The sequence below is a fragment of the Candidatus Accumulibacter cognatus genome, from assembly GCF_000584975.1.
Taxonomy (GTDB): domain Bacteria; phylum Pseudomonadota; class Gammaproteobacteria; order Burkholderiales; family Rhodocyclaceae; genus Accumulibacter; species Accumulibacter cognatus.
In genome coordinates this window covers 1-25,534 of sequence record NZ_JDST02000015.1, presented here as the reverse complement: position 1 = coordinate 25,534, position 25,534 = coordinate 1, and the positions used below count along the sequence as shown (strand labels likewise).

29 protein-coding genes are annotated in these 25,534 nt (G+C 59.9%); 20 read left to right on the top strand and 9 right to left on the bottom strand.

Annotation, left to right across the window (positions count from 1 at the left end; all coding sequences use genetic code 11):
* A complete protein-coding gene (locus tag AW06_RS03830; RefSeq protein ID WP_034945808.1) occupies positions 1-801 on the bottom strand; it encodes a helical backbone metal receptor in 801 nt (266 codons plus the stop codon).
* 36 nt (positions 802-837) lie between these two features.
* On the opposite strand from AW06_RS03830, the gene AW06_RS03825 reads away from it, so the two are divergent.
* Positions 838-1,563 (top strand): SDR family NAD(P)-dependent oxidoreductase, encoded by a 726-nt coding sequence (locus tag AW06_RS03825; protein WP_034945804.1) that lies wholly within the window; start codon positions 838-840, stop codon positions 1,561-1,563.
* A gap of 59 nt (positions 1,564-1,622) precedes the next feature.
* Here AW06_RS03825 and AW06_RS03820 read toward each other — a convergent pair whose 3' ends face one another.
* Positions 1,623-3,062 (bottom strand): hypothetical protein, encoded by a 1,440-nt coding sequence (locus AW06_RS03820; protein WP_034945801.1) that lies wholly within the window; start codon positions 3,060-3,062, stop codon positions 1,623-1,625.
* Complete coding sequence (locus AW06_RS03815; protein ID WP_034945798.1) at positions 3,059-4,342, bottom strand: SPFH domain-containing protein; 1,284 nt, start codon at positions 4,340-4,342, stop codon at positions 3,059-3,061. Before AW06_RS03815 ends, AW06_RS03820 begins: the two co-directional genes overlap by 4 nt.
* A gap of 496 nt (positions 4,343-4,838) precedes the next feature.
* Between AW06_RS03815 and AW06_RS19845 the strand changes: the two genes are divergently transcribed.
* The 4 genes from AW06_RS19845 to AW06_RS03800 all read left to right on the top strand — a co-directional run bounded on the left by AW06_RS19845 (position 4,839) and on the right by AW06_RS03800 (position 6,259).
* Entirely contained in the window at positions 4,839-4,976 is a 138-nt protein-coding gene (locus AW06_RS19845) for a hypothetical protein (RefSeq protein ID WP_212761123.1), read from the top strand.
* Between the two features lie 87 nt (positions 4,977-5,063).
* Complete coding sequence (locus tag AW06_RS03810) at positions 5,064-5,540, top strand: hypothetical protein (protein WP_212761124.1); 477 nt, start codon at positions 5,064-5,066, stop codon at positions 5,538-5,540.
* A gap of 75 nt (positions 5,541-5,615) precedes the next feature.
* On the top strand, positions 5,616-5,858 hold the full coding sequence (locus tag AW06_RS03805; RefSeq protein ID WP_034945795.1) for an AbrB/MazE/SpoVT family DNA-binding domain-containing protein: 243 nt from the start codon (positions 5,616-5,618) through the stop codon (positions 5,856-5,858).
* Entirely contained in the window at positions 5,855-6,259 is a 405-nt protein-coding gene (locus AW06_RS03800; protein WP_034945792.1) for a type II toxin-antitoxin system VapC family toxin, read from the top strand. Before AW06_RS03805 ends, AW06_RS03800 begins: the two co-directional genes overlap by 4 nt.
* Before the next feature lie 233 nt (positions 6,260-6,492).
* Here AW06_RS03800 and AW06_RS03795 read toward each other — a convergent pair whose 3' ends face one another.
* Together AW06_RS03795 and AW06_RS03790 are read right to left on the bottom strand one after the other, a co-directional pair.
* Positions 6,493-6,747 (bottom strand): hypothetical protein, encoded by a 255-nt coding sequence (locus AW06_RS03795; protein ID WP_034945788.1) that lies wholly within the window; start codon positions 6,745-6,747, stop codon positions 6,493-6,495.
* A 236-nt stretch (positions 6,748-6,983) separates the two neighbouring features.
* The gene (locus AW06_RS03790; RefSeq protein ID WP_034945785.1) at positions 6,984-7,511 is read right to left on the bottom strand and encodes a hypothetical protein; all 528 of its coding nucleotides are present in this window, start codon (positions 7,509-7,511) and stop codon (positions 6,984-6,986) included.
* A 204-nt stretch (positions 7,512-7,715) separates the two neighbouring features.
* Between AW06_RS03790 and AW06_RS03785 the strand changes: the two genes are divergently transcribed.
* On the top strand, positions 7,716-8,513 hold the full coding sequence (locus tag AW06_RS03785; RefSeq protein ID WP_138678138.1) for an N-acetylmuramoyl-L-alanine amidase: 798 nt from the start codon (positions 7,716-7,718) through the stop codon (positions 8,511-8,513).
* A gap of 47 nt (positions 8,514-8,560) precedes the next feature.
* Here AW06_RS03785 and AW06_RS03780 read toward each other — a convergent pair whose 3' ends face one another.
* The 4 genes from AW06_RS03780 to AW06_RS03765 all read right to left on the bottom strand — a co-directional run bounded on the left by AW06_RS03780 (position 8,561) and on the right by AW06_RS03765 (position 13,150).
* The gene (locus tag AW06_RS03780) at positions 8,561-9,394 is read right to left on the bottom strand and encodes a hypothetical protein (RefSeq protein ID WP_046536317.1); all 834 of its coding nucleotides are present in this window, start codon (positions 9,392-9,394) and stop codon (positions 8,561-8,563) included.
* A gap of 34 nt (positions 9,395-9,428) precedes the next feature.
* A complete protein-coding gene (gene lpoB / locus AW06_RS03775) occupies positions 9,429-10,049 on the bottom strand; it encodes a penicillin-binding protein activator LpoB (protein WP_034945782.1) in 621 nt (206 codons plus the stop codon).
* A gap of 240 nt (positions 10,050-10,289) precedes the next feature.
* Positions 10,290-11,672 (bottom strand): DUF1425 domain-containing protein, encoded by a 1,383-nt coding sequence (locus tag AW06_RS19840; protein ID WP_273704355.1) that lies wholly within the window; start codon positions 11,670-11,672, stop codon positions 10,290-10,292.
* A gap of 17 nt (positions 11,673-11,689) precedes the next feature.
* Positions 11,690-13,150 carry a hypothetical protein gene (locus AW06_RS03765; RefSeq protein WP_046536320.1) on the bottom strand — a complete coding sequence of 487 codons (1,461 nt, stop codon included), beginning with the start codon at positions 13,148-13,150 and terminating at the stop codon, positions 11,690-11,692.
* A 380-nt stretch (positions 13,151-13,530) separates the two neighbouring features.
* Between AW06_RS03765 and nirB the strand changes: the two genes are divergently transcribed.
* The 14 genes from nirB to AW06_RS03705 all read left to right on the top strand — a co-directional run bounded on the left by nirB (position 13,531) and on the right by AW06_RS03705 (position 25,412).
* Positions 13,531-15,960: a nitrite reductase large subunit NirB gene (nirB, locus tag AW06_RS03760; RefSeq protein ID WP_034945833.1), complete on the top strand. Its 2,430-nt coding sequence runs from the start codon at positions 13,531-13,533 to the stop codon at positions 15,958-15,960.
* A gap of 17 nt (positions 15,961-15,977) precedes the next feature.
* The gene (nirD, locus tag AW06_RS03755; protein ID WP_034945780.1) at positions 15,978-16,286 is read left to right on the top strand and encodes a nitrite reductase small subunit NirD; all 309 of its coding nucleotides are present in this window, start codon (positions 15,978-15,980) and stop codon (positions 16,284-16,286) included.
* A 17-nt stretch (positions 16,287-16,303) separates the two neighbouring features.
* Positions 16,304-17,515: a nitrate/nitrite transporter gene (locus AW06_RS03750; protein ID WP_034945777.1), complete on the top strand. Its 1,212-nt coding sequence runs from the start codon at positions 16,304-16,306 to the stop codon at positions 17,513-17,515.
* A gap of 75 nt (positions 17,516-17,590) precedes the next feature.
* The gene (locus AW06_RS03745) at positions 17,591-19,273 is read left to right on the top strand and encodes a bifunctional protein-serine/threonine kinase/phosphatase (protein WP_034945775.1); all 1,683 of its coding nucleotides are present in this window, start codon (positions 17,591-17,593) and stop codon (positions 19,271-19,273) included.
* 136 nt (positions 19,274-19,409) lie between these two features.
* Positions 19,410-21,086, top strand: coding sequence for a DUF4384 domain-containing protein (locus AW06_RS03740; RefSeq protein WP_273704354.1), 1,677 nt, complete (start codon positions 19,410-19,412; stop codon positions 21,084-21,086).
* A 14-nt stretch (positions 21,087-21,100) separates the two neighbouring features.
* Positions 21,101-21,685 carry a hypothetical protein gene (locus tag AW06_RS19835; protein ID WP_138678146.1) on the top strand — a complete coding sequence of 195 codons (585 nt, stop codon included), beginning with the start codon at positions 21,101-21,103 and terminating at the stop codon, positions 21,683-21,685.
* Positions 21,686-21,754: 69 nt separating this feature from the next.
* Entirely contained in the window at positions 21,755-22,066 is a 312-nt protein-coding gene (locus tag AW06_RS03735) for a hypothetical protein (RefSeq protein WP_034945773.1), read from the top strand.
* A complete protein-coding gene (locus AW06_RS19830) occupies positions 22,044-22,400 on the top strand; it encodes a hypothetical protein (RefSeq protein WP_138678147.1) in 357 nt (118 codons plus the stop codon). The genes AW06_RS03735 and AW06_RS19830 overlap by 23 nt, the downstream gene beginning before the upstream one ends.
* A gap of 129 nt (positions 22,401-22,529) precedes the next feature.
* Positions 22,530-23,420 carry a hypothetical protein gene (locus AW06_RS03730; RefSeq protein ID WP_034945771.1) on the top strand — a complete coding sequence of 297 codons (891 nt, stop codon included), beginning with the start codon at positions 22,530-22,532 and terminating at the stop codon, positions 23,418-23,420.
* Between the two features lie 14 nt (positions 23,421-23,434).
* Positions 23,435-23,746: a hypothetical protein gene (locus tag AW06_RS03725; RefSeq protein ID WP_046535633.1), complete on the top strand. Its 312-nt coding sequence runs from the start codon at positions 23,435-23,437 to the stop codon at positions 23,744-23,746.
* Positions 23,733-24,047: a hypothetical protein gene (locus AW06_RS03720; protein ID WP_273704353.1), complete on the top strand. Its 315-nt coding sequence runs from the start codon at positions 23,733-23,735 to the stop codon at positions 24,045-24,047. The genes AW06_RS03725 and AW06_RS03720 overlap by 14 nt, the downstream gene beginning before the upstream one ends.
* A 7-nt stretch (positions 24,048-24,054) precedes the next feature.
* A complete protein-coding gene (locus AW06_RS19825; protein ID WP_138678149.1) occupies positions 24,055-24,666 on the top strand; it encodes an OmpA family protein in 612 nt (203 codons plus the stop codon).
* Positions 24,667-24,705: 39 nt separating this feature from the next.
* Positions 24,706-25,020 (top strand): hypothetical protein, encoded by a 315-nt coding sequence (locus tag AW06_RS03710; protein WP_034930171.1) that lies wholly within the window; start codon positions 24,706-24,708, stop codon positions 25,018-25,020.
* A gap of 50 nt (positions 25,021-25,070) precedes the next feature.
* The gene (locus AW06_RS03705; protein ID WP_034930173.1) at positions 25,071-25,412 is read left to right on the top strand and encodes a hypothetical protein; all 342 of its coding nucleotides are present in this window, start codon (positions 25,071-25,073) and stop codon (positions 25,410-25,412) included.
* The last annotated feature ends 122 nt before the right edge of the window (positions 25,413-25,534 follow it).

Below are 25,534 nucleotides of genomic sequence, written 5' to 3'. Positions count from 1 at the left end.
TCAGGATTCGTCCAGACTGGCGCGCAGCTCGCGCAGATAGGCGAGCCCGCGGATTGCCCGACTACCGTACCAGGAAACCATTTCGCCGTCGATCAGCGCCGCGCGGATGCCCGGCAGTCGTTCTGTCAACTGACGCAGATCCTGGGCACGAAAGGGGTAGGGTTCGCTGGAAAGAAATACGATCTCGGCCGCCCGCGCCAGCCCCGGCAAATCGACCTCCGGGTAGCGGATGGCGCTTGTCTGCGGCAGCGTATCCCAGCCGGCGGCAGCCAGCATGTGCGAGATGTAGGTGTCGCGGGCGACGCTGAGCCAGGGTTCGCGCCAGATCAGGTAGAGCACCCGCTGCCGTGGTCGCCCATGGGCCAGCGTGCCGAGCGCCGCCCAGGCACGTTCGAAGTCGGCGCAGAGGGCCTCGGCCTCTTTTTCGCGCCCGAAAATCCCGCCCAGCAGGCGGTAGAGTTCGAGGTTGTCGCGGGCGGCCAGCGGGTGGGTGACGATCAGGTGTGGAACGAAATCAGCCAGGGCTTCGACTTCCTCGCGACGGTTTTCGTCGATGTTGACCAGCACATGCGTTGCCTGCAGCGCACGCAGTTTGTCGATGTCGAAACCCTTGGTGCCGCCGAGCTTCGGCACCCGCCGGACGACCGGCCGCGGATGGATGCAGAAACCGGTGCGGCCGACCAGCCGCTCGCCGAGGCCGAGGTCGACCAGCAACTCGGTCAGGCTGGGTACCAGCGAGACGATGCGCGGCATGCCGGAAAAGCGAGTGTGCGGCTTGCCGAGCGCGTCAGACCATTGCATGATGAGGGCTCTACGTTCAAATAACAGGAGACAAGCATGCTAGCTCAGAAACTGGCCGTCGTGACCGGTGCCGCGCGCGGCCTCGGCCTCGCCGTGGCGCGCGATCTGGCCGCCGCCGGGTGCATGGTGCTGATGGTCGGGCGCGGCGCGGAAGCGATCGAGGACGCTGCCCAAAAACTGCGCGCGAGTGGGTACGAGGTGATGCCGCATGTGGCCGATGTCACCGATGCCAGCGCCGTCGCCGCCCTGGGCGCCCGTCTGCGCCGCGAGTTCGGCCGCGCCGACATCCTGGTGAACAATGCCGGCGTATTCCTAGAAGCCCCGGATTTCCAGGTTCCGCAGGCGGCCAGCGTGATGGTGGTCGATCCGGATCTGGTGGCGGCGACGCACGCCTGCAACACACTCGCACCGCTGCGCCTGATTCAGGTCATCGTTCCCCTGATGCGCGAGAATCGCTGGGGGCGAATTGTGAACGTCTCGTCCGGCATGGGACAACTGGCCCAGATGGGTGGCTACTGGCCGGGTTACCGGATGTCGAAAGCGGCGCTGAACGCGCTGACCCGCCTCACCGCCAAGGAGCTGGAAGGCACTCCGATCAAGATCAACTCGGTCTGCCCCGGCTGGTGCCGTACCGGCATGGGGGGCGAGAACGCCACCCGCAGTGCCGAGGAAGGCGCTCGAGGAATCGTCTGGGCGGCACTGCTGCCGGACGACGGCCCGAGCGGAGGGTTCTTCCGCGATGGCCAGGCAATCGAGTGGTGATCGCGTGGTGAGAATGAGCAAGCCCACACTGGACAGCGCCATCGGAACTTCACCCGTCATCAGCGAATGCTCACCGTCCGCGCCTTCCATGCTGGCGCCTGCCAGCGCTGGAAGGCAGACAGCGAAGCCGGTTTGTCGGCCCAGCGATCGATCTCGAGGGTGGCCGGGTTGAGCAGTTCGAAACTGAGCTTGTAGCGGCCGTCCACTTTCGCCTCGCGAGCGGTGAGCATCTGTCCGCTGCCGGGCACCCAGCCGGCGAATTCGACATAGCCGAGGGTCGGTTGCACCGTCGCCGGCGGAACGACATCGACCTTCCAACCAGTCGCTTCCTGACGAAAAACCCACATCTCGCGCCAGCCATCGAGCGGCTGGACGGCCAGCGCCAGAGCCGTTCCCTGCGGGTGCGCGGCGGCCGACGCGGTCCAGACGATGCCGTAGGTACAACGCGTCAGCAGGGAATGCTTGGCGTCGTGCCGGGAGTCGACGAGGTGCACGCAGGTTTCCCCAGGCTGGCCGGGACTGGTGGCGATCCCGAGACTGCCGGGGGCCGTCGCCGCAAGCACGGCGCCTGCCGGTTCGGCTGCCCAGCGCGAAGCGCCGACGCGAATCGCGGCGTCGCTGTAAGTGGCCGCATCCGTCTCGGCCAGCTCGCTCCGGTTGATCGCCGCGAGTTCATCGACCGCACGCTTGCCCGCCGCAGTGACTGGCCCGGCGCCCGCTTCCGAGCGCCTCGCCCGTTGCCAGGCGAGACTGGCCCATACGCCGGCCCGGCGCAGGTGCAGGCGGTTCTTGAGAACCTCTGGCAGGCGAGTGGTTTCGACCCGATCGAGCACTTCGGCACGCCAGTGGTCAACCGCCAGGCGTTCCGTTGGGGTCAGCGCCGGGGCAACGCAATCGTGACGGGTCAGTGCCAGCGCGGCCAGGGCCTTCTGCTGGTCGCTCGCCGGCAATGCGAGAACGCGTCGGAAAGCATCGCCGTTGTAGCAGATCTGAACCTGTTCTTCGCGCTCGAAGCTGACCATCCGCACACCATAGGCCGCGGCGACTTCGAGGTGCGCACCGACGCTGGTATCGGGGGCTTTCCCCTGGCGAACGGTGGCGCGTTTGGCCAGACGTTCGGCGAAAGTCCCGAGCGCGTCGAAGACCTCTGCGTTGATCGCATCGGCTGGCGCCGCCTTGAGATAGGCGGCGGCATAGCCGATTCCCAGTGCTTCCGCTCCCGGCGTGTCGCGCAGGAAGCGGACGATTGCCAGCAGCTCGGAAGCATTTTCCGGTTGCAGTGCCTGCTGGCGAACCTGGCTCGCGCGGATGTAACCGGCACGCTCCCGGCGATGATCATAGACCTGCAGGTAATCGCCCTTGGTGGCGCGGATTTCGAGCGAGTCACCCTGCCACAGGACGGCCTGCTGGACGGCCGATTCCCTGGGCGCGGCGCGCAGGGCGGCCTGGTCCTGGGTGACGATGGCAACGACGGTGAGCGCGGTGGCGAGCAGGCTCATTGTCCACCCTCGCTGCTTTCTTCCGCGCCCTGGGCGTCTGACACCGCCTGGCTCGCTGCCTGGGAACGCCCGTTCCTGCCGCTGCCGAGCAGAGTGGCGCCGATGAAGCCGCCGTCAGTGGGAGGCGGCGCAATGATGACCGAGATCTTGTCGGAGAGCTTGTCGGCCAGCGTCTTCTGGATCAGCAAGGGATTCTTCGAGATCAGCGCGCCATCGCGTGCCAGTTGCTCGCTGGCGATCCTGCCGATGCGCTCCTGGCGATAGGCTTCGGCGTCGGCCAGTTTCTGGCGCGAATCGGCCTCGCCGGCCGCCTCGATGCGACGCGCCTGGGCGCTCGCTTCGGCCCCCTTGATGCGCGCCAGTTTCTCGGCCTCGGCTTCCAGCCCGCGCTGCTCGATCTGCTTCTGCTTGAACGGCAGCACATGTTTCATCGCTTCCGCCTGCGCCCGGGCAGCGATGATCTGCTCTTCGCCCGCAGCCTCGGCGGCTTTCTCCCGGCGGACCTTCTCGGCTTGTGCTTCGAGTTCGCTCTGTTTCACCTGTTTATCCTTGAGTTCCAGTGTGTAGCGCATCTTCTCGGTCGCCAGTTCTTCGGCGAGCAGGTTTTCCATCCCGGCCTTGTAATCGGGGGGCAGGTCTACCTTGCCCATGGTGACCGATTCCAGCGTGATCCCGTCGGCGGCCAGGCGGGGTTTCAGCTCGGTTTCGATGGCTTGCTGGATCTCCTGGCGTTTGCTGGAGAAGATCTCGCGCACCGTGTAACGAGCAAGGGTCTTGTAGAGCACGCCCTGGACGACCGGTTCGACGATTTCCCCGTTGATGTCCTGGGGCAGGGTTCTGGCCATCACCGAAATCTGCTGCGGGTCGAGCGAGTAGCGTATCGAAATGTCCACCCCGAGCGAGAGCCCTTCCACCGACTGAAAAGCCGCCGGGCCGCTGGCACTGATGCCGCCGGTCGGGTGGTAGACCTGGTCTCGCAGAGAGAAGCGGCGCAGTTCGTGCAGATGCGGAATGATCAGCACCGCGCCCGCACGCACCTCGGTCGAGCCGCCGGTGAACTGGTTTACGCGCAGGCCAATTTCGCCACGTCCGATGCTCAGCAATGGCGGATGTGCGTAGAGCGTGTAGCCGCCGGCCGCGAGCATGGCCAGCGCCATCAGGCCGACGCCACGATGCTGGAGGGCCTTGCCGCAGCGGGCGGCGCCGGGGGCCACGCGGGCCGCCGCGAGACCCAAGGTGTGGCGAATGGATTCGACGATTTCCTTGATCCGTGGTGACATGATGTGATTTCTCCTGGCAAGCGATCTTCGATCGAAGGGGATACGGCCCCGCCATGGGTGCGGGAAGATCGATCCGCGCCCGGTTTCGGCATGGAGTCCATCGTCGTCGAAAGGCCATGGAGGGTGCAAAGGCGGCGCGGGGGCAGTTCGGTCATGGGCTGGCGGCCTGTTTTCGCGCTCGTTCCGGTTCACTCAGCGGTGTGAACGAAACCACCCGGTCCGGCCATGCCGGACTTCCCGCTCGCCGGAAATCAAATGGGCACTGTTTGAGGAGGGTTCATGTACTCTTGTCACTCGATGTTCAAGTTTTTCCTTGTTGACTTTGCGTGATGTCTCAATTATTTGGATCTTGAATTTTTCAGGCCGATGCGCTCCCTTCTGCCATGGTTGATGCGTTTGCAGCAGCGGCGCGATATCGGAGGGAAGGCGTGGGCTCCTGTCGTCCGAGGTCTCTGTCACTCATGTGTTTTTTGGACGGGGCGAGCGGGAACAACTGATGCGACACGTCAATGGCGTCTACACGCAAGCCTTCAACCGGCGCCACGCGAAGCTCGGCCATCTGCTGCAGGGGCGCTTCAAGGCCATTCTGGTAGACCGCGATGCCTACCTGCTGGAGAGGTCTGTCGGTATGTAGAGCTGAACCCCGTGCGCGCGGGCATGGTCGACCAGCCAGCGCAATGGGCCTGGGTCCAGCTACTGTGCGCATGTGGGGCAGGTGCCGGTGCCGGCGTGGCTGGACAGTGCTGGTCTGCACGCCTACCTGCTCGGACACCCGGTGTGCAGCGTGGCCGACGAACGGCGTGCCATGCAAGGTTACGTTGCCCTGGTTGCCGCCGGCCGCGATGTACGCCTGTGGGACGAGGCACTGCGCCAGCAGATCTATTTCGGTGACGAGGCCTTTGTCGAACGGATGCAGGCGCTGTCGGTGCCGCAGCAAGAGGTCTCGCGCGATGTGCCCAGGCCGCAGCGAAGCCAGCTCCTGACTCTGAGCCAGTGGCTCGGCAGCAGCGAAAGCCGCGCCCAGGAATTACTGTGCGCGCATACCCAGAGCGGCATCAGCATGACGGCGATTGCTCGGGAGATGGGCTTGTCCGTTTCGTATGTGAGTAGATTGATGGGGCGCGCCGAGGCGGCGCTCCAGGCATGCTCGTCGGTAGAGAGTCAGCAGACGCCGGAAGCTGCCGCAAGGAATTGCTGATTGCCTTGCTGATACCGAGCTTGCGTAGACAAGTCCCTTGCACTAAAGTAAGGAAACTTCAATCAGGGTACGACCATGAGCACCGCAACCCTTACGAGCAAAGGCCAGATTACTGTTCCCGCCGCTGTGCGAGCGGCGCTGGGCGTTGGCGTTGGAGACCGCGTGGAGTTCGTCGAGATTGCCGCCGGACGTTACGAGTTCATCGCTGCGACGCGATCCGTAACGGCCTTGAAAGGCATGTTCGGCCAGCCTCGGAAGACGGTGTCGATCGAGGAGATGAACGCGGTGATCGCCAAACGTGGTGCCGCCGCCCGATGATTGGCCTGGACACCAATGTTCTCGTGCGCTACATCATGCAGGACGATCCCGAGCAGTCACTGCTGTCTACTCGGCTCGTCGAGTCGCTTTCGGTCGAGTCGCCGGGGTTTGTGGCGCTGGTCTCTGTCGTTGAACTCGGCTGGGTGCTGGACGCAGCTTACGACCTTGATCGACAACAGATCGCCGACGCTTTCGAAGCGCTGTTGCGCACAAAGGAGATCGTGGTGGAGCGCGCGGAAACCGTCTGGAAGGCCTTGCGCATCTTTCAGCGGACCAATGCAGACCTTGCCGATTGCCTGATCGAGCGATCGGCAGCAGCAGCAGGCTGCGGCACGACGGTGACCTTTGATCGTGGCGCAGTCAAGGGGTGCGGAATGACTTTGGTTACCTGCAATCAATGATATCCCGTTGCCCAGCCCGCGCAGCCACGTGGCCTCCAGGCGCTCGAGCGTCTGCCGCGTCTCTCCGGCGCTGAACGGCTGCTGCGCTTCGCCGGCCATGGCGGCCAGGTATTCAGCGTCGACGTGGCCCGCGTGCAGCCCGATCGGATGGAGCAGTGGCCTGAGCGCCGGGGGGCAGTCCCTCTTCGACGTAGCGCAGCGTCGCGTACAGGCACTGCTCGACCGGGTCGTCGCTATCGGCCTGCGGTATGTACTGCTCGAAGTCCCAGCGCCGCCGAGGCCGTGCAGCAGCAGGCCGGCGCGCGGCGGCTGGCGCGTTCGAGGCCCAGCACGGCGCTGTCGCGGCCGATGACGCCGTGCGGCGAATGGCTGGCGGCGAGGCGCACTTCCTCCGGCAGCTCGCTGGCCGGTGCCGGGGCGGGTGTCGAACGGCGCGCTGGCGTGACGAACGAGAGCGGCAGCGGGTTATGCTGGTAGAGCAGCGGCACCAGCCAGTCCTGTCTTGCGGCCCCTTGAACTGGTCGGCTCCGCCGACGCCGATCAGGCCGAAGCCGCCGTGGCCGTCGAAGTGGACGATGTGGTAGGTACCGGGGCGCGCCTGCAGTTCGCGCCGCAAGGCGTCGAAGGTCGGCGGGCGCAGAACCTTGACCGCCGCCGGCAGATTTTCCTGGTGGATGAGCTGGACCAGCGGACGCGAGATGCTGCGGTAGGCGATGTCGCCCGCCTAGGGCCGGGCGGTGACGAGCAGGATGCCGACGCGCTCGGACGACAGGCCGGCCGGCAGTGGCGGGTCGGCGACGCTGTCGAGCTGGCGATCGATGCGGCAGTGCTGCGCGAGGTCGCCGACCTGAGGGTCGCGCAGCGCTTCCCACGGCCAGGAGAGAATGCGCGGCGTGTCGCTGACGATCGCCAGTTGCAGTTCGCCGTGGCCGTGGCGCGTCGCATCGCGGTAATCGTCGCGCGCCTGGCCCTGGCCGAACAGCGTCGTGAAGGTCTCCTCGCCCCAGCATTGCAGCGCCGCCTGCACGCGCTCGGCGCGATTCTGGTGGGGACCGTAGGGATAGTCGAGGTAGCTTTCGAGGTACCAGACGAGTTCTTCGCCGAGGCGGGCCGCGGTATCGGGCAGCGCGCGCGACAGCGGATCGTCCAGTGGCACCGCCGGTGCCGTCTTGGCGCCCCGGCCATCGACGCGCTGAACTTCGAAACCGCTGCCCGATTCGGCGCCGCGGTGGCGGATCACCAGGCGCTGCATAAGCCCCCCTTGTGTCGTTCCTATTTAGCCGGCGGATGAGCACCGTGCCGCCGCCGGTCACGGATCGCTTGCTGGAACGTTTTGTCGGCGACACCGCAGCAGCCATGGGGCATCTCCTGCGCTTTCTGACCCCGCATCGACCATCACAAGTTGTATCATCCGCTGACGCTGGCGCTTCCCTCTGCATTCAACCCGTCCGAGAAGATGACCCCCCATGAAGACCAGACAACTCAGACCAGACTACCCGCTTTGAGACGCCATCTTCTGCTCCTTCGCCTCCTCGCAGCGGCGATGGCGGCCATCCTCGCTGCCTGTGCGCCACTGCCGCCGAAAACGGCAATGCAGGCGGGTTGGAGGGCGTCGCCCAACTTCGATGGTCGCAGGCCAAATCTGGTGATCATTCATCACACCGGCAACTCCACGCTTGCACAGGCGCTGCACACGCTCACTTCTCCTGAACGTAAGGTCAGTTCGCACTATCTGATTGGCCGTGACGGCGAGATCTTCCAGCTGGTCGAGGAAAATGCTCGCGCCTGGCATGCCGGCCAATCGTGGTGGGGCGGGCTCACCGATATCAATTCGGTGTCGCTGGGTATCGAACTCGATAACAATGGCCACGAACCCTTTGCGGACGCTCAGATGGAAGCCTTGCTCACCCTGTTGGCGGACATCCGGGAGCGCTACAAGATTCCTCGGGCCAATTTCATCGGTCACGCCGATGTTGCACCAACCCGAAAGGACGATCCGAGCGCCTGGTTTCCCTGGCAACGGCTGGCCGAGCAGGGCTTTGGCCTGTGGTGTGAGGCACCGCTGCCGCCCGCTCCGGTTGGCTTCGATCTGGCGCTCGCACTCACCGCCATCGGCTATGACCCTAGGACGCCGGAAGCTTCACGAAAGGCCTTTCGCTTACATTTCGTCCGTGCCGATCAGACACTTTCTGCCGAACATGAAAACGCACTGGCCTTCTGTCTGTTGCAACAGAAGCGCTCTCCGGGTCAATGATGCGCCAACTGGGGAGCGCATGACGCACAATCATCGGGAACGGCTGCTCAGCGGAAAATGATCACTTCCTCGCGGTTTTGTTCTTCCCGCATTCGATAGCTGCCTTCGCCGCGCACATCGTCGCTGCGGATACCGCCCAATTGCTCGTCGAGCTGACGGGCGGCATCCTCACCGAGGCTCTTCGAGACTTCGGAAACGACCTTGCCCCGGTTGAGTACGACGCGGCCGCCACGGCTGCTCAGCAGCTTGACATCCTGGCCGGTACCCATCGCGCTGAAAGCCGCCTTGATCTTGTAGTCGCGCGTGCTGATCAGGCTGAATTCAGCGACCAGTTCCAGGCTGAGCGTATGCGAAACGGTGTTGGTGTGGTCGATCGGATTGGCTTCCTGGCGGAATTCCAGACTGTTGATCGAGCCGAAGAGGACATAGTCGGCACCCGGATACATGCCCTGCTTGACGCGAGCGATGATGTCGTACAGCCTTTCGATATGCTTGCTGTCGGTGAAAGGCTTGCCCTGCACCAACTGGAAGCGGCCTGACTTGAGCATCTCGCCCTTGATGTCCGCGGTAAATTTGCGTAACTCGCCGCGATCGATGTAGCTGTAAGTGCCTTCCGCTTCGTAGTAGTTCTTCTCCGATTTGGCGTTCAGCGAACCGCTGCTGCGCCGTGCATAGCCATAATCGGATTCGCGCTCACTTTCGCGGCCGGAAGCACGTAACGATGACTTCTCGGAAGCCGAAACAACGCGAAAATACTCACTGACACGTTCCTCATAAGCGAGGTCGGTTACGGCGACCTTGGGCTGCGGTGCCGCAACCGCGAGGCAGCTGGCCGCGATGAGCGCGATGACGCCCGCACGGGCAAGGTGGATGAGATTCATCTCAGGTTCTCCTGGGCCTTGACTGGGTGAGCGTCTAGCGTCTGGCTGACTTGCGGATGTCCTTCTCGTCGGACCATTCGACGATGCCGGTTTCGATCTCGACCAGACGCAGGTTCATCTTGTAGTAAACGTCCTTGATGTCTGCATTCTTCTTCACGATCGACGAGATGCTGCCGTCGATACGGAATTTCGCGCCCTGCATTTTGCCCATCTTGACCGACTTACCCTTGTCGTAGAGACCGCTCTGGTTCTGCCGGCGCAGTTCATCGACCTGGTTCTGCATGTCCTCGCCCTCAATCGCGTAGCGGACACCGCTCTTCTGCAACTGCGTCAGGATGGTGTCGGTGATCAGACGGGTGTCGAAGTATTCGCTGGTCTTGTTCTTCACTGGCGAGGCCATCAGCAACTGGCGCTTGCGGATCAGGTCCTGGATCAGCGGGTGCTGAATCAGCGATTGCGTCATTTTTTCCGAAATCATCTGGATGTCGGTCGACCCGAGGTCAGTGGTGACCGTTTCGACAGCCTTGGCGTCGCCGTAGCTGACATTGCCACCCCCCACTGTCGGTGAAGAAATCGTCGTACAGCCGGCCAAGGCCAGCACGAGTGTGCTGGCAAGTAGGGTGAAGCGGATTTCGGACTTGAATTGACCTTGCATTGCGTTACCTCCTGATGGCGATGTTGGCGACCTGCGAGCGGTCGCGTTGCGAAATGGTCTGGCGGGGTGGCGGTGCCCGGCCAGTTGGCGATGCAAGTCGCGTCAGCGACTCATGCCTCGCCTCTTTCCCGTAAGCAAGAGAGGAGCGGGTACGGGAAACGGTCAAGATTCATGATCGGTGGCGCCTGGGAAAGCCATGGCCGTGGGCAGGAGCGCTCACCGCTACCGGCCTACTACGACTCAGTTGCTGATGTTGTTCGGGCTTTGCAGGATTAGTCGGAAGTCGGTCGCCTTGAAGGTCGGTCCGACCACATTGATCAGTTGCTTCTGTTGGCCATAGACCAGCAGCGGTTTCCATGGCTCATCGTCCCAGACGGAGAAGCCATCGCGATCGAGCCACTTGAAGCGATAGTAGAGCTGCTGGTTGCTGGAACTGGTGTTGGTGATCTCGACCTGGATGCGCAGCAGGTTATCACGCCGGGTGGCGCGCAGGTCGCTTACCGTGAGGGAAACCATCTTGCCCAGTTCCTCGATCTTGCTGGCGATGCTCGGCCCAGTTTCGGGTACTGGTCGTGGCTGGCTGAGCGCCAGTTGGGTCGGTGCTGGTGCAGTGGCCGGGGAGTCGCCGCCGCGGGTCGCTGTCGAGTTGGTGGCGCCCAGGCGCCGCTTGGCGAGTGCGGAAAATTGCCCGTCCGGATATTTGCTGAGGTAATCGCTAAAATCATCCGGCGTGTTGCTGTTTTTGATACTGTCCCAGAACGCCAGTTCGACCGCTTTGGGGTCGACCGTCTGCACCACCGTTGTTGTCGGCTTACCGGTGGCATTCGGTGCCGGGCCGGCGACAAAATAAAAATCGCCGTCTGTCTGTTCGTAGAGTGCCGGCTGCTGGTCGTGGCCGACCGACTTCGCCTTCTGGGTGACCGTGCTGCGTACCCTGCGCATCGCATCAGTAGCGCTGATTCCCGGCTGCGTGATCGATGGCAGGAACTCACGGGTGAACAGGCCGTTCGGGTTGTTGTCGTTGTCGCCCAGCTTGTCGAGCGCCTGCTGGTTGGCGCCCGCCGAATAGAGAACGATCTGACCGTTGGGCGCCTGTGGAGGTGCCAGACCGCGCGTGGCGCCGATCGAGCGCGTGCCGGATTTCTTCGGCAGGGGATTGTCGCGGCAGGCGTCGAGAACGAGCAGGGTGAACTTGGCCTTGGCGTCGGCGATCTTGTCCTGGATCGCCAGCACGCTCACCGCCTGGTCGGCGAGGTCGTTTTCGTTGCGCGGGGAATCCATGTCGACCGGCACCAGGAAATTCTGGTTGTTGACCTGCAAGCCATGTCCAGCGAAGAAAAAAATCCCGATCCCGCCGCCGGAGATCTTCTGCACGAACTCGTTGACCGCCAGGTTCATCTTCTTCTGGCCGACGTTGTTGTAGGCCATCACTTCGAAGCCGATCTTCTTGAGTTCGCGAGCCACGGAATTGGCATCGTTGACCGCCTTCTCCAGCTTGGTAATGTTCTGGTAGTCGTTGTTGCCAATCACTAGCGCAACGCGCCGTTCAGTTGCGGCCAGCGCGTTGCCGGTGGCAGCGAGAGCTAAAACCAGACTGATGGCGATAAGGAAAATGCGTCTCATGAGAACCTCCTGCGGGATTACTGGGTTGCCGCCGCCTTGGCCGGCTTCCCGCGAACGCCACGCACCTGGGGACGGGCATCGGGAGCGCTACTGGTCGACTGAGCACTTTCTATGGCGACGTTCGGCTGCCCGACATAGACGGCACCCCCGGTGAGTCGAATCGGAACGATGGTGAAGCGGCTGCCGATGTTGACCTCGGTGCGGTAAGCGCCGGCGCCGGTCTGGAACTCGACCGTTTGTCGACCGTGTGGCAGGATCGCGCGCGCCACCGAAATACGCTCTGGCAGGGTGCGCCAACTGCGGTCGTCGGCCTGCTCGGTAACCACGGAAGTCACGCCAACCGCGAGACCGAGGATCGGCGACGCCTTGTTCGCCTGGTCCTCGGCGACGGCCTTCAGCGCAGCACGGATTATCGTGCGCAGAATGATCGCCGGCATCTGATCCTTGAGCAGCCGACGCGCCATGGTGTCGAGGTTGCTCAGCGTTTCGACCGGCAACTGGCGGCCGGCGACCGTCAATACCGGGGGAACGAAGCCGCGGTTTTCCGCCTTGAGGGTAGGGAACGAGAGTGCCGTGACCACCAAGCCGTTCTTGCGTGGCACCGGAATCGGGAGGGTGATCGACTTCCACGACGGCGCGAATCCCGATTCGACGACGAAGAGCACGTCCGACTCGCGCGGCCCAGGTTTGCGCTTGCCGACGTTTTTCAGGCTGCTCTGGATGAGCAGCTTGTTCGGTGAAAGTTGCAGCGCATTGCGGTAGCCCGGCTCGGCCAGCGAAGGTTCGCCGGTGACTTCGAAGAAGTAGCCGGCAAGGAAGTGCGCGAAGGCATTCTGGTAGCCATTCTTCAAATCGCGGACTTCCGGTGTGTCGAGTTCGGCGAGCGGATAATCCTTGAGACGCTTGGGGTCGTTATCAACCTTGAGCTTGTCGCCCTCTTCCTTGAGCTTGTCGTATTCCTTCTCGCGGAAAGACTTGATCAACTGCTCGCGCTCGTAGGTCTTCTTCATTTCGATGCGAGCCAGATCGGCGTTGCCGAGGAGAATATGGTCGAGGGTGAGTAGCGTCGACAGCATGACCTTCTCGTAGTCCTGACCGTCGTAGCGACGCGTCTTGTCGCTGATCAGGTAGCTGCCGATATCACCGAATAGCTTCTGTGGATTGGTACGGTATTCGTCTTCCCATTGCTGGATGATGGCGTCGGCCTGCAGCCAGGTGTCGCGACTTCCGGCATAGTCCTTGTCCAGGCTGAGGAGTTCGCCCTTTTCGAAGTAGTAGAGAATGTCCTTGTCCTGGGTCAGCGGGCCAGTGGTGTTGTTCTTCTCGACCTGTTCGATCGCCTGCTTGACGGCGCCGGTTTTCACCAGGTTCACGGTTTCCTTGAGCTCGGTGTCATATTGTCGCATCGGATTGGCGGCGCAGCCGGCCAGCAGCGTCACCAGCAGCGTCAACGCTGCCGCGGCATAGACTCGACTCATTGATTCCCTCCCGGTTTTTCCAATGGCTGCCGGCTGCACCGGCAAGCCGGACAGCATATCCGACAATACGATCAACCCAAAAAACATTTTAACCGGATATGTCCTGTGCGGACGTGAAAAAGTTGCCTTTTAGTGGTGGCCCGAAGCGTAGGCTGCGGTCGACATCCTGCCAACCCGCATGCCCGGCGATTGCCACTGTCGTATGCCGGCAACCACCTACATCACCGCACCAGAATGCAGCAGCATGCCCTGAAATTGTGCGTCGCATCATCGGCGGTGGTGCAGGGTAGATCAAAAGGCATGAAAAATCAGCGCAGAAATTTCGGGCACGGTTGTTGCTAGAGGTTGGCCATCAGGACGTATCAATGGGAGCCATGAAGATGGGCAAGAAAAATCTGGTGATGGTCGGCAACGGGATGGCTGGCGTACGCACGCTTGAGGAATTGCTGAAGATCGCCCCCGATCAGTACGATATCACTGTTTTCGGTGCCGAGCCGCACCCCAACTACAACCGCATCCTGCTTTCGCCGGTGCTGGCCGGCGAAATGACGATCCAGGACATCATTCTCAACGATCATAGCTGGTACGCTGAGCACGGTATCAAATTGCACCTCGGCAAAAAAGTGAGCAGGATCGACCGCGTTCTGCGCCGGGTGATCGCCGAGGACGGCACCGAAGCGCCGTATGACCGCCTGCTGCTGGCTACCGGTTCAAACCCGTTCATCCTGCCGGTGCCCGGCAATGATCTGCCGGGGGTCATTTCCTATCGCGATATCGGCGATACCGACGCGATGATCGACGCCGCGCGCCGCTACCGACATGCAGTGGTGATCGGTGGCGGCCTGCTCGGTCTCGAAGCGGCCAACGGACTCAAGCTGCGTGGGATGGACGTGACGGTGGTCCATCTCGCCGACTGGCTGCTCGAACGCCAGCTCGACCAGACCGCCGGCCGGATGTTGCAAAAATCGCTTGAAGATCGCGGTCTGAAGTTCCTGCTAGGAAAACAGACTGAAATGTTGATCGCCGGTGAGAGCGGGCGCGTCGCCGCCATCCGCCTCAAGGATGGTCTGCAGATCCCTGCCGATCTGGTGGTGATGGCTGTGGGCATTCGCCCGAATACGACGCTGGCCGAATCGGCAGGCATCTATTGCCACCGTGGTATCGTGGTCAACGACACCATGCAAACCTACGACCCGAAAATCTACGCCGTCGGGGAATGTGTTGCACACCGTGGGGTTGCGTACGGACTCGTCGCGCCGCTTTTCGAGCAGGGCAAGGTTGCAGCCAACCATCTCGGCAATTACGGGATCAGCCGCTACACCGGATCGGTCACATCGACCAAGCTCAAGGTCACTGGTATCGACCTGTTCTCAGCCGGTGACTTTTTTGGCGGTCACGATAGCGAGGAAATCGTCCTCAATGATGCCGCAGGTGGCGTTTACAAGAAACTGGTGATCAAGGACAACAAACTGGTTGGTGGAGTTCTCTATGGGGACACCGCCGATGGTCCTTGGTACTTCCAGTTGCTGCGCGACGGCCAGGACATCCATGAGATTCGCGATCATCTGCTATTCGGACAGTCACATGTCGGCGATGTCGGTCATCAGGGTCACAGCAAAGCGGCGTCCATGGCCGACAGCTCCGAAGTGTGCGGTTGCAACGGCGTCAGCAAGGGCAGCATCGTCAAGGCGATCAAGGAAAAGGGGCTGTTCACGCTTGACGACATCAAGAAACACACCAAGGCAGCATCGTCCTGCGGCTCCTGCGCTGGCCTCTGCGAACAGATCCTCTCGGCGACGATTGGCGGAGCCTATACCCCGGCGGCTTCGAACCGAAAAGCGGTTTGCGGCTGTACTGATTACTCACACCAGGAAGTGCGCGACGCGATTCGTGCGCAGCACTTGCTGAGCATTGACGCAGTCATGCGCTTCCTCGAATGGCAGACGCCTGACGGCTGTGACAAGTGCCGTCCGGCGCTGAACTACTACCTGATCTCGACCTGGCCGAAAGAGGTTAAGGACGATCCACGCTCACGCCTGATCAACGAACGGGCACACGCGAATATCCAGAAGGACGGCACCTTCTCGGTGGTGCCACGGATGTGGGGGGGGGTAACCACGGCGGCTGAGTTGCGCCGAATCGCTGATGTTGCCGACAAGTACCAAGTGCCGACGATCAAGGTCACCGGTGGCCAGCGCATCGACCTGCTCGGGATCAGGAAGGAAGACCTGATCAGCATCTGGAAGGATCTAGACATGCCCTCGGGGCACGCCTACGGTAAATCGATTCGCACCGTCAAGACCTGTGTTGGTCTGGAGCACTGCCGCTTCGGTACGCAACTGGCGATGGCCATGGGCGTCAAGCTCGAGAAGATGCTGTTCGACATGTACGCACCGCATAAGGTCAAGCTGGCAGTTTCGGGCTGTCCGCGCAACTGTGCCGAGGCTGGTATCAAGGACGTCGGCGTGATCGGCGTCGATTCGGGTTACGAACTGTACGTCGGCGGCAACGGCGGAATCAAGACCGAGGTCGCGCAGTTCTTCGTCAAGGTCAGGAGTGATGAAGAAGTGATGGAGTACGCCGGCGCTTTCCTGCAGCTCTACCGCGAAGAAGGTTTCTACCTCGAACGAACCTGCCATTACCTTGAACGTGTCGGACTCGACCACGCCAAGCAGCGCGTCGTCGAGGACGAAGAGAACCGCCGGGCGCTGTACGGGCGCTTGCTGGCCGAGTTGAAGGATGCCAAGGATCCCTGGGCCGAGCGTATTGCCGGTGTCGAGCACAACGAGTATGAACTGCTTTCGGTATGAAGGATTGGAGAACAGAAATGGCTGAATGGAAATCGATCTGTGAGCTTGACGAAATCCCGCGCATGGGCAGCCGCGTAGTGCGCTCGACCAGCGGCAATATCGCCATCTTCCGCACCTCGGGCGGTGAGGTGTTTGCACTGCGCGATCAGTGCCCGCACAAGGGCGGGCCGCTGTCGCAGGGACTCGTACATGGCAACCAGGTGACCTGCCCGCTGCACGGCTGGAAACTGCGCCTCGATACAGGTGAAGCGGTGGCTCCCGACGAAGGCTGCACACGTCGCTACCCCGTCCGTATCGACAGCGGAACGGTTTTTCTACAACTCTGAATTGAAGGGATAAAAGCATGGACAAGACATTCTGGAAGGCGGGGCATCGGCCGACGTTGCTGGCAGCTTTTCTCTATTTCGACCTGGCCTTCATGGTTTGGGTCATGCTCGGACCTCTGGGCGTGCAGATCGCCAAGGATCTTGGCCTTACGCACGCACAGAAAGGGATGATGGTCGCCACTCCGGTTCTCGCTGGTGCCATTCTGCGAATCTTCATGGGCATTCTCGTCGACCACCTGAAACCGAAACTGGCCGGTGCCATCGGCCAGGTGATCGTCATCGTTGCACTGTTCTTCGCTTGGTATTTCGGTATCCACAGCTACGAGCAGACGCTGATCCTCGGCGTGTTCCTCGGTGTCGCCGGTGCCTCTTTCGCGGTCGCACTGCCGCTTGCTTCTCGTTGGTATCCGCCCGAGCATCAGGGAACGGCACTCGGGATCGCCGGTGCCGGCAACTCGGGAACGGCGCTCGCGGCGCTGATCGCACCGAGCCTGGCGATTGCTTTTGGCTGGAGCAACGTTTTCGGTCTGGCGCTGATCCCTCTGGTTCTGGTCTTCATCTTCTATCTGGTCGCCGCCAAGGACGCGCCCGAGTGCCCGGCACCGAAATCACTGGCCGAATACCTGAAAGTACTCAAGGACACCGACGCTTGGTGGTTCATGTTCTTCTACTCGGTAACCTTCGGTGGTTTCGTCGGCCTCGCCTCGTCGTTGACTATCTATTTCAATATCCAGTACGGGCTCGACGCCAAGACCGCCGGCTTCTTCACTGCCGCCTGCGTATTTGCCGGATCACTGGTGCGACCGATTGGCGGCAACGTCGCTGACCGCATCGGCGGCATCAAGAGCCTGTCGGTGATGTACCTTCTGGCGGCGGCCTTCCTCGGCGTCGTCAGCATGGGCCTGCCGACGGCGTGGATGGCGCTGCTTGCTTTCGTCGGCGCGATGCTGGCGCTCGGCATGGGCAACGGTGCCGTCTTCCAGTTAGTGCCGCAGCGCTTCCGCAAGGAAATTGGTGTCATGACCGGTCTGGTCGGCATGGCCGGAGGTGTCGGCGGCTTCTACTTGGCATCGTCGCTTGGTTACGCTAAGCAGATCACCGGCAGCTATCAGATCGGCTTCCTGATCTTTGCCGCACTGGCTCTATTGGCTTTCGCCGGCCTTTCGGGGGTCAAGAACCGCTGGCGCACGACTTGGGGTGCTGCGCACCTGACGGCAGCCAAAATCTGAACCGGTGGTTTTCTTCGCGCGGGCGGCACGGTACATTGCGACCTGCCGCCCTTTCCTTTCCGGAGCCAAGCCCGCATGCCGCTGACTGTCGACGTTGGTCACTCCTCGCTGACCGGTCCTCGCGAACGTAATGAGGACTTCTGCGGCATGGTCACCCCGTACGGCGCAGATCTTGAGAACAAGGGCCTGATCGCGGCCGTTGCCGACGGCATCGGCGGTCACAAGGGCGGGCGCGAGGCCGCCGAGTACACCGTACGTAGCCTGCTCTCCGACTATTACGCGACACCCGAGACCTGGAGCGTGCCGCATGCGCTGGAAAAGGTCGTCGTTCCGCTCAACCGTTGGGTCATGGCCGAAGCCGGCCGGCAACCCGAACTCGCCGGTATGGCGACGACACTCACCACGCTGGTGCTGCGCGGCCGACGTTACGTGTGCGCACATGTCGGCGACTCGCGCCTCTATCTGCTGCGCGATGGCGTCTGCCGGCGCTTGACAACCGACCACGTATGGGAGCACCCCGAACTCAGGAACGTTCTGTCAAGGGCAGTTGGCCTCGACCGTCACTTCCATCTCGATTTTGTTGACGGCGAACTGCAGGAGGGAGACTGTTTCTTGCTTTGCTCCGACGGCGTCTGGGGCGTACTCGACAAGCAGCGCATCTGTGGTGTGCTGATCGCACATCCCGACGCGCAGCAGGCTGCCGCATCGCTAACCAGCCTGGCGCTGGCGTCGGGCAGCCAGGACAATGCCAGCGCCGTGGTCTTGCGCGTCGCCGAACTGCCTGCGGAAAACCTGCGTGACTCGCTCGAAGGCACGTCGCGCCTGCCCTTGCCGCCCCGATTCAAGCCTGGCCAGACCTTCGATGGTCTGCGCATCGACGAAGTGCTGCACGACTCGCGAGCAACCCTGCTTTACCGTGTCACCGACCTGTTGTCCGGCCAACCTCTGGTGCTCAAGACACTGCGTCCAGAACTCGCCGATGATGCCGACGAAATTCGAGCATTGATCATGGAAGAATGGCGTGCCCGGCGTATCGTCTCGCCTTTCTTCCCGCAACTGCTCCCGGCCGAACGACGCAGTTGCCTGTATTACCTGCAGACTTGGCACGAGGGTGGGACGCTGCAGCGGATGCTTGATGCCGACATGCATTTTACCGTTGCGGATGCCGTCCTGCATGGCATCCGTTTAATAAAGGGCCTCTCGGCGCTGCACCGCCTCGACGTCGCCCACCGTGACATCAAGCCCGCAAACATTCACCTCGGGCGTGACGGCCGCCTGCGCATTCTCGATCTCGGCGTTGCGATCAGTTTGTCCGAAGACGAAATCGACAGAGGCAATCCTGGCACACCGAGCTACATGGCGCCGGAACTCTTTTCGGGTGGAAGGGCAAGTACCACGCATGACCTCTATGCCGCCGGTGTCGTGCTCTACCATCTGCTGACCCGCAAATATCCCTATGGCGAGGTCGAACCCTTTCAGCACCCAAAATTTGGCGAACCCTTGGCGCCGACGCGCTACCGTCCGGATATCCCAGGCTGGCTGGAGAACATTTTGCTCAAGGCGGTTGCGAAAGATCCCGCGCAGCGCTTCGAAACCGCTGAAGAATTCCTGCTGGCGCTCGAACGCGGTGCCACCCGACCGCTCAACCGACCTCCAGTGACTCCGCTGGCTCTACGCAACCCGTTGCTCACCTGGCGAATCATTGCCAGCATATCGCTTTTCGCCAATCTGCTGATGCTGATGCTGCTGACACGCTGAATACTCCCACACCACGCACTGCTGTCGCTCACGACAGCAGTCGATCGATTCCCCCCGGGCAGCGGGATGGCAAGCTCTCGAAGACGGTTTGCCGAGTACGGAAGACCCGTCTGGGTCGTTCTGATACAAACAAATCGTGAAATATTTCCTTGTTAGACGGCTATCTCTTGGTGGTAGAGTATGCTATTGGACGCAATTTTTTTCGATTGCGCTGAACGATCGATTTCATCAAGAAGGTTTAACTATGTCGAAACTGATCCCCGGTTTAACGATGATTCCACTGGCGCTGTTCTGCAACCTTGCTTCGGCGCAGGACGTGCTCGGCAAATCGCAAGACCCGGCAGCAACCGTTTCCAACGCTGCCGCCCCGAAGACCCCGGCCATCAAGACGGTGACCAATTTTTCCCAGGCCTTGCGATGCATGGATGAATTGTTCCTCGCCTATGGCAAGAACGGCATCGTCGTGACCTCGACCGGCATCCCGGATGAGACCGGCAAGGTGCGCACAGGTACCAAGGAAATGCTGATTACCGCCATCGCCAAAATGACGGTCAAGAGCAACGCCTTTGAGTTTATCGACTTTCATGGCGGCGGTGACGACTTGGCACGACTTTTCGACACCAAGGGCCAGTCCATGATGAAAATCCCCGATTACTACATTCGGGGATCGATCACCCAGATGGATGACAATACCATTCGCAAGAACAGTGGTTTCGGTTTGGCGGCCGCTTTCTTCGACTTTGGTTTCTCTTCCGATGCCTCCTATGACCTGATCAGCATGGACATGAGTATCGGCGATGCGGCCACTCGAAAGATTCTTCCGCAAACCAGCACTTCCAATACGATGGTCATTATCAAAACCGGCAAATCCGGTGAAGCGGGAGGTAAATTGGGTAAGGTCGGCCTCTCTTTCAATCTCGACTTCAGCCGCTCGGAAGGCCTGGGTGCGACGACGCGGACTCTGCTTGAGCTCGGCCTGATCGAAACCCTGGGTCAATTCACCCAGGTGCCTTATTGGCGTTGCCTGGATGCGGACATCACCAATCCGGTGATCCGCGAGCAGGCACTGGAAACCTACGAAACGCTGAAAGAAAACGAAAGGATCACTTTTGTTCAGCGCAAGCTGGGTGGCAGCATGAACCGTTACAATGGCCCGATCGACGGCAAGATGAATGACACGCTGAAGGATGCCATCCTTGAATACCAGGCACAGAACAATCTGGTGGCGGATGGGCGAATCAGCTTCGATCTTTACGCCAGCCTGCTCGATGACATCCAGAACAACCTGGCTTATGTGCCCAGCACGCCACCGGCTAAAACAGCGGCTGCCCGGCCGATTCCTGCGCCTGCGCCTGCGCCGGTAGCACTTCCCCCGCCGCAGGCTGTCCCCGCCGCTGCATTCCGGGTCAATCTCGACAGCGACAAAGGTTCCAAGCCAAGCTACAAGGTCGGAGAGTTCCTGAATATGTCGCTATCCTTGACGGGAGATGGCACGGTATATTGCTACTACGAAGATATCAATCGTTCCGTGGCACGGATTTTTCCCAACCAGTTCTTTGGCAATCCGACCTTGCGCTCTGGCAGCACCGTCAGGCTTCCCAGCGGCGGGTTCCGGATTCGCTTCGATCAACCTGGCAAGGAGCGGGTTGCCTGTATCGGTGCTGACCGTGAACTGGTTGTCCCGGGTAACCTGAAAGGTGCCCGGGATTTGGCTCCTTTGCCTGTTCGCTCGCTGGATGAAGTCGTGAGCCAGTACCGTCAAGGTAACCCGACTGCCATGAGCAGTTACGTCGACATCACGGTTACCCGCTAATCGACGAGATCGCCATGTCCTCCCTGGTCAACAGACTTCTCCTGAACAGTGCATTGATCCTCCCAATTCTGGTACCCATGGCCATGGCGTCAGAGAGCCAGGCGGAGAAGGCCTGGCTGTTAGCAGAATTGATCATTGGGCCGGAGAAGACCCCTTCGAAATCGACTTCGCAATCGCAGCGTGAGAAGGCAGTGCGCTATCAGGGCGAAGCACCGGCAAACCCGGAGGATGAGGGAGTCGGGATTCTTGCTCCTCGTGGCGGCGCACCAATAGAAGAGAAAGCGTTCGAAAACCGCAACAAGGCTAGGGCATATCAATCAGGCAGTGACAATCCTACGCCACCACCATCCTCTTCCGGGGTTGCCGGATTCGATGGCGGCCAACCGCGCCAAACTGAGCAACGCAATCGCGCACGTGCCTATACCGGAACGGGGAACGCTCAGGACATCGATTTGAGCCACGTCGGTCGGGACGGTATTCCTCTGGTGACTTGCCATGATGTCGACAATGTTTCCGGGAGAATTGGGGACGACACCATATCAGGCAGCATCGTGCATATCTTTCGCAATGGGCAGCAAGTCAAAGTTCGTTGTAGGTGAACTTTCATGTCAACCGAACACTTGCCCAATGCGTTATACGATTAATAGATGTGAAATATGGAGATATTAATGAAATGGTGGGCGCTCCTTTCTCTTGCCATTCTCGGTGTTGCAATGGTTGCACAGGCGCAAGTATCTGTTGATGTGTCCGGGCTTGGCGTGAAAGTTCAGACAGGAAAGGGTGGTTCGGTTGCCAGCAACACGGCGGGCACCATTGACCCGGATGTACAGATGGAGGGTGTTGCCGTGATTAATGGGGAGGTATTTGTGGATGGGGAAAAGGTCCCAAAAGGAAAATCACCCTATACCTCCAGGAAGTCAGGCAAAACCTATGTAATCAAGTGGGGAAAAGATGGCAATGTCGCAATTCATGAAAAATAGCCTATTGGGCATTTTTACCATGAGCTTGCTGGTATCTTCGGCTCAGGCGGTAATTATCGTTGATTATAATGCTGTCGATTATAATGTCGTGATGCCGCCACCTCCTGGGGGGTTAACGTCACGCTTCGTTCCCCTTGCGCAGACAGAGCCGGGCTATCTCATGCAGAGAAGCAACGCATGGCGTGTTTACAACCAGGACCGTCCACGGACAGGTGCTTTGCTGGTTTATCCGTGGGTATCGGGCTCGATTGGTGCGCCGACTTCCTTGCGGCAGGTCGAAGTTCGTAACAATATATCACGTGCCCAGGCATATCGCCTCATCCCCCGTGAATAGGTTTTCCAATAAACCCATAGTTGCTGATAGCTGACACGCACCAGAACTACGCTACGATAATCATACCCAAGTTGCTTTGCTTTGTACTGCGCGGGACAACTTCTCGAACGATCCGAATGGAATTGACAAGTGAAATCTGGATTTGACAACACTGCCGGATACATCAGGAAACTGCTCGGAGCCAGCGTGCTCATGGCCATGTTGCAATCGGCTTGGGCGCTGGACGCCGTGCAGGGCGACTTTACGCAGGTTCTCGAGACCCGCAGTGGAGAGCTGACAGTCTGGCAGATCGCCGATAATCCCGACATTTACATATTCGATTTTCCAGGTTTGACCTATCAGGGCCGCAGTTTCAACCGCATTACCCAATTTACTGAACAACAGACCACAGAGGCTTATCCAAAGGTGCTCGGCAATCAGGAGTTGGCTCGCTATGTTGAGGCTGCACGCCGCACACAGGCCGACTTTGCTTTCGGTCATGACGTCCTGATCTCCGAACTGGTGCAGTTCTTCAATTTTTCATTACGTGACAAGATCGAACTGAACCCTGAAGAAATTGCGATTCGCGAGTTCCTGATTGAACAGGGTCTGGCGCGTTTCTGGCGGGGTTTTTACCAAGCCATGAAACCGGGCGTTGTCGTGCTTGCCATACCGCAGACTCAGGACCGGAAAGTGGGTGAGCCGATGGTTTCACCAGGCGCACGCTATGCCATTCTGTTGCACGAACTTGCCCACGGCGAGTATTATACAAACCCGCATTACGCCAAATACTGCCAGCGTTTCTGGCACGAAACCTTGACGGAATATCAGAGGGAACTTTTCAAGCGGTTTCTCATGAACTTCAATTATGCGGTTAATCACGAGGAACTCCTGATCAACGAAATGCAGGCATATCTGATGTTCACGCCGGATCCCAAATCATTCAGTGCTCGCAAGCTCGGTGTTTCAGATGCGGAATTGCAATCGATGCGAGAAACATTTCGTCGCGGGAGTCCGCCCATCCGATTACCCCTGCGCTAACCGGGAGGCATGAAATGAAAATGCTTGGCCTGACCATAATTGCTTTGACAACTTTGACCATCTTCGCCGGTTCATCTTTCGCGCAGACCAGTCAGCGGACCAAGGTTCAGGGCAATACTGAAATCAATGCAACCACAAAAAACATGACTGCGGTTGCCTCTGGAGACAACAACGTTGCCAAGAATCGGGTTGGTGTGATTCAGGGTGACCAGAAGACCAGCACCAAAGTGAATGTCGCTGCCGGCAACGTGACGACGGTTGCCATTGGGCGAAACAGAAAAGCTTGTACCAATATTGGAGGAGTGGTCAGTGATGATTGCAAATAAGCTACTGATGAGTCTTGCCATCGCCTCTGCGATGACTTTCAGCATGCTCGATGCTTATGCTGTTCAGGGTCTGGACGCGCATGGAAATCAAAAAGTCAATAGTGCGATGGCTAAACGCTGGTCTGAACAAGCCAAAGGCCAGAAGACACCGACTGATGAGAAGCAGGTCGTCAATGTCGGCAGCAAGAAGCAAGGCACCTGTAATGTCAATGTCGGAACGACACAACCCAACGATAACCGGGGCGGTCGCAAAAACGACATTGTTGTAACAACCAAAGAAGTCATCAACGTTTGCAAGTGAGATCACAATGAATAACAACATTTCCAGGGTTTTGATCGGCTTGATGTTGCTCTCCGGCGTGGGTCTATCCCAGGCTGCCTCGGATGAAGAGAAGCTCAGGGAACTGGAGCGCGCGATGAGCATGCCCTCCGAAACAGGCATGCCACAGCAGAAGCGTACCCGCGCAATTGTTTTTGACAATCAACAGCAATCCACCTCTCCAGCGGCCGAGCCCGCTGCTCAAGTTGCTGCCTCGACTGCAGGCTCACGAGATTGCGGCTCGCTACCTCCTGATGTGCGCACGGTGGGAGTGGATTTTGCCATCCAGTTTAATGCGGGTAGTGCAATGGTTTCTGCTGCTTCTGAAGGCACCTTGAACCAGATCGCCAAAGTCCTGGCGCTGTCACCGGATCGCTGTGTCATCGTCGAAGGACACACCGACGTGGCTGGTAATTTTGACAAGAACATGGCGCTGTCTCGCGACCGCGCTAATGCGGTGGTGAATTTCATCTCCACCCGAAACGGAATCGATCGGAAGCGCTTTGTGCCAGTCGGCAAGGGCTCGACCGAAACGATGCCGAACCTCGACGCGCGCGATCCGAAAAATCGTCGCGTCGTATTCAAGGTAGTAACTGGTTGATTCTTTCGTCGTACTTTTATACTGAACAAGGAGACTCACATGCGTCTGATTTCTATGATGATTGCTGCTGCCATCGTTGCCTCCCCGGCTTTCGCTCAACAAACCCAGCGTTCCAGCAACCCCCAGGGCGTGCAGATCCAGGGCAATACCGACATCAAGGCTAAAAACGAAAACGTGACGGCGGTCGCTGTCGGCGAAGGCAATGAAGCCAAGAATACTACCGGTGCCATCAAGGGTGGAACCCAAATTCAGGGTAACACCAAGATTCAGGCTTCGCAGAAGAATGCGACGGCCGTTGCAGTGGGCAAGAACAACACCGCTGCCAACGAAGCAGGCGTCATCGGCGGTAAGTAAGAATACTCGCCTGCCCATAGTTCATCATTTCCATAATGGAGGAAACAAATATGCGTACTCAATTCGCTATCATCGCTCTGGCTTCGGCTGTCATCTCTACCGCTGCTTTCGGTCAAGCTTCCCAGACTGGCCCAAAGGGCAGCATGTCCTCGCCGAATGCTCAAGGTGTTCAGATTCAGGGCAATACCGACATCAAGGCTAAAAACGAGAACGTAACAGCGGTTGCTGTTGGTGAAGGCAACACCGCGAAGAACACGACCGGTGCCATCAAGGGTGGGACCCAGATTCAGGGCAACACCAAAATCCAGGCATCGCAAAAGAACGCAACGGCCGTTGCAGTGGGCAAAAACAACACCGCTGCCAACGAGGCTGGCGTTATCGGCGGCAAGTAATCCACTGGCACATGGCCTTTATGGCCTGCCAGTTACCAATGATGGCTGGATGGGATATCCCCGACCAGCCATTTTTTATCGGCAGAAGCTGCCTCGATTTGGTTTTAGGTGATCTCCGCAAA